The 3,980-nt window shown below is 65.1% G+C and carries 2 protein-coding genes; both read right to left on the bottom strand.

Annotated elements, in window-relative coordinates:
* Positions 1–2,076, bottom strand: a 2,076-nt coding sequence (locus tag ACXWUF_RS19980; RefSeq protein WP_458496332.1) for an iron-containing redox enzyme family protein, incomplete at its 3' end; no start/stop codon positions are given.
* A gap of 12 nt (positions 2,077–2,088) precedes the next feature.
* On the bottom strand, positions 2,089–3,900 hold the full coding sequence (locus tag ACXWUF_RS19975) for a carbamoyltransferase family protein (protein ID WP_458496331.1): 1,812 nt from the start codon (positions 3,898–3,900) through the stop codon (positions 2,089–2,091).
* Positions 3,901–3,980: the final 80 nt, after the last annotated feature.

Genomic DNA, 3,980 nt, shown 5'->3' with positions numbered 1-3,980 from the left:
CCGCCCCGCCAGCCCAAAACCCGCTACATTCAACGAAAGATACCCCGCCCATATCCGCCGCCACTGCGCCTCACCCGCCGCCCCGCCTTCCCGCTTGAGAATCCCATCCAAATACAAAACCACCGCCTCCCGCGCCCGCGCCGCATGGCCGGACGCGAGGTTATCAATACTCAGATGCAGCTTGATAATCGTCGAATCAATCCCGTAATAGTTGAGCACATCCACCACCTTCATATACTCGGCCCCCAAGCCGCTCAGTTCAATGGCGAGATTCAAGCCCAATATCTCCGGGAAATATTTATCTGGCCGTTGCCCAATCGCCATCAGATAAACCGGAATATCAAACGCCGCCGCCACAAAGCCGGGATGCGCGGCGAATTCCCCGCTGTCGAAAGACGGAAGCTCATACCCCAGGCCGTCCAACAAACGGCGCTGCACATTGGGATGATTCCAATCCGTCTGGCCATTGCCCAACTCGTCGGCGTAGATTTTCAGCAAATGACGGCCAATATCGCCGAGTTTCTCCGCCGCCGTGGGAATGCCCGCCAGCCACGCCCCATCCACCAAAATCGCGGGCGACAGTTGCAGCGCGGCCCAGCGGCAAAACTCCCGGCTGGCCTTGGGCGGGCCGACAAGCGGGCGATAACGGGCCACGGCGCGGCGGTGCAGATTCTCGATGTGATCGTGAAACGCGGCGTGCGAGTAAGCGAAGCGCCGCCAAGGCCGCAGCCGGTCCAGCCAGCGGGCGCGGCGCAGGATGCGCTCGACGAAGGCGTCGGCGGCGGGCGGGAAGTCGGCGGGGGATTCGGCGCGGAGCAGGGCGGTGTACAGCCCGCGTACCGAAACGCCATCGTTCCCACGCTCTGCGTTCCGGGATGCGGGGCTGGCTCCATTCTCACCATCACCCCTCCCGCCGATACGGGACGCGGAGCGTCCATGGCTGCATTCCCACGCAGAGCGTGGGAACGATGCTGTTTCTTCTTCGATCCACGCCAAACACACCCGCCGCTCCGCCTCGTCGAACACCCCAAACATCGCGCCGCCAAACGCCATGGCCTTAATCAACCGGCTGGCGACGGGACAGGCGCGGTCGATGCGGGGCGAATCCCGCAGCGCTTGCAGCAACGGGCGGAAATCCCCCGTCGATTCGCCCGCCCGCAGCCAATCATCCAGGCCGCGCCCGGCCAGTTTCACCCGGCTGTGGTAGCCGATGGCCTGGGGCAGCTTGGCGCGGATCAGCGCCGCCATGGCATCCTCAGCGGTGACGGGGCGGGGCTGTGCGGCGAGTTCCGCCAGCAAGCTATTCCAGCCATGCCGGTACAGATCCCACCCGGCCCGGATGCGCCCGGCGTGGCTTTCCCGCGGCGGGTAGCTGTCCAGCGCGGCCAGGGCGAGGGCGCGGAATTCGGCCCGTGGATCGTCAGTCCCGTCCGGCGGCGGCGCGTCCCACCAAGCCGGTTCGCGGTGGACATGGGCCAGGGTGTAGCCCAATAGCTCCGGGAAAAACGTCCGGGGCCGGTGCATCAAACACAGGTGCAAAAGGGCCAGTGTAGGTCGGGCTTCAGCCCGATAGCCGGTGACGCCGGGCGGCGAGGTCGGGCTGAAGCCCGACCTACAAAAACCGGGATTGTCCAAGTCCGGCAAATGCACGCCCGCCAAAATCAGGCTGGCCCGGCAGCGCAACGCGGGAGAACGGGCCGGGTCGTCCAGGCCCATCATCCGACAGTAAAGCTCGAATAACTGGCTTTCCGCCGCGAGGTGCCCGGTGGCGGGTTGGGCGACGCGGGCCAGCCAAATGCCGTCCAGCCGCAGCGTGGGGGCAAGGGCTTGCAGGATGTGGCGGCGGGCGGCGGGGGATTCGGGTTTAGGTAAGGTTAATTCGTAGGTCGGGCATGTACTCGTGCCCGACATCCCCGGTTGCCCGAAATCGTCGGGCATGGGAATACATGCCCGACCTACGGTCGTGAGTGCGCTATCCAGAAGATTCGCCGCCGCCCGCAAATCATCCTGGCTCGGGACGCCGTTCAGCAGCGTTTGGCAGAGTTGACGGGGGTTGGCGGGCGGTTGAAATCCCATTTGAACTCCCCCTCACCCCAACCCGCCTTCGACTGCGCTCAGGCTAGGTCTCCCGGCGGGCGAGGAACCAGAAGGCTTGGTGAATAGGTAATCGCCGATAACCAGCCCATCCAGCCCGGACCCTAAAAACACGCCGAACGCATCCTCGACACTATGCACGATGGGTTTCCCCATCACGTTGAAGCTGGTGTTGAGCAGCACGGGCACGTCGGTGAGTCGGTGGAATTCGGTCAGCAGGGCGTGGAAGCGCGGGTTCCAGTCTTGTTTGACCGTTTGCAGTCGGCCCGTGCCGTCCACATGGACCACGGCGGGCACTTTGGTTTGCGCGGCGGGCCGGAAGCTCAAGGTGCGGTCCATGTAGGGCGATTCCTGGTAATCCTCGAAATAATCCGGCCCGTATTCATGCAGGATGGCCGGGGCGTAGGGCCGGAAGCGCTCGCGGAATTTGACTTCGATGTTGACCTTTTCGCCCATGTCCGCCGGGCGCGGGTCGGCCAGGATGGAGCGGTTGCCCAAGGCGCGGGGGCCAAATTCCGCCCGGTCTTGGACCCAGCCGACAATCTTGCCCTCCGCCAGCAACGCCGCCGCTGCCGGGACAATGGCTCCGCCGGGTAGATGCTGGACGGGCAGCCCGGCGTAATAGGCGAACCGCGCCGCCGCCGCGTCGTCCACCCGGCTGCCGAGATAAGGCGTCAGCGGGTCGGATTCGACCGGCTGGCCGGGGTGGTCGGCGTGATAGGCCAGCAGCGCCGCGCCCAAGGCCGTGCCATCGTCGGCGGGCGCGGAGGGGATGTGCAGCGCCTTGAACGGCGTCGCGGCGAGGATTTGCCCGTTGCCCACCGAATTCAACGCGCAGCCGCCGCCCAAGACCAGATTGTCGGAAATCCCCAGGCCGTGCAGATTAGTGAGCAACTGATTGACGGTCTCGACGAAGAAGCGTTGCCCGGTGTGGGCCAGATTGGCGGCGGCTTCGGGCGCTTGGTCGGGCTGGCGTTGGCGGGTTTCGAGGCGGCGCAACAAGTCGAAGAACGTGGCGCGGTCCTGTTTCAAATCCAGCCCTTCGACCCGCATCATGGACCGCAGCCAGCCCAGCACTTCCGCATCGGTTTCGCCATAAGAAGCCAGCCCCATCACCTTCCATTCTTCGCCGCCCATCCAATCGAAGCCGCATAACTCGGTGAGCTTCATGTAATAGAAGCCGAGGCTCTGCGGACCCCGCGCCACGTAGCGGGGAACGATTTTCCCGGCGCGGTACTCGAAGAACGCCAGTGAGCCGGTTTCGCCGTAGGAGTCGATCACCGCGCAGGCCGCGTCCGGGAATGGGCTGCCGTGGCAGGCTAGGGCGGCGTGGCTGAGGTGATGGTCGTAGTGGCGGAATTCGACCGCCGCGCCGGGGAAATCCCGCCGCAGCACGCGGGCCAAATTGAGTCCGACCCGGCGCATGGCGTGGTGCTGGCACGCCTGCATGTGGTTGAGTTCCCAGGTTTCCACGCAGGCGGTAAGCTGTCGGCCCCGATAATTCAGGAGTCCACGCGGCGTCAGCCAGCCCATGGCTCGCGCCAGCCGTTCGTACCAAGGCCGCTCCGCCCGCCAGTTGCCCGCGATGACGAAGGCTTCGGCATCCGGGCAGTGTTCCCGCAGCAGCCGGGGCAACAGGTAGAGATTGTCCGGCTCGCAGTTGAGGGCGCGTTTGGATTGCAGATAGCGCTCGGTGGCTTCGGCGAACAGCACCTGGCCGGATGGATCGACGATGGCCAGGGCGGGGTCGTGGTAGGTGGCACAGAGGCCGAGGGTGTAGGTGCGCCTGGTTTTTGGTGTTGTCACGGCGGTCAGCGGATGTTGATTGATGAGCCTGTGGGAGTGGGCTTTAGCCCACGATTGACGCGGCGTGGGCTAAAGCCCAC

Source organism: Methylomagnum sp., assembly GCF_054333355.1.
This window is presented reverse-complemented; position numbering and strand designations above follow the sequence as displayed.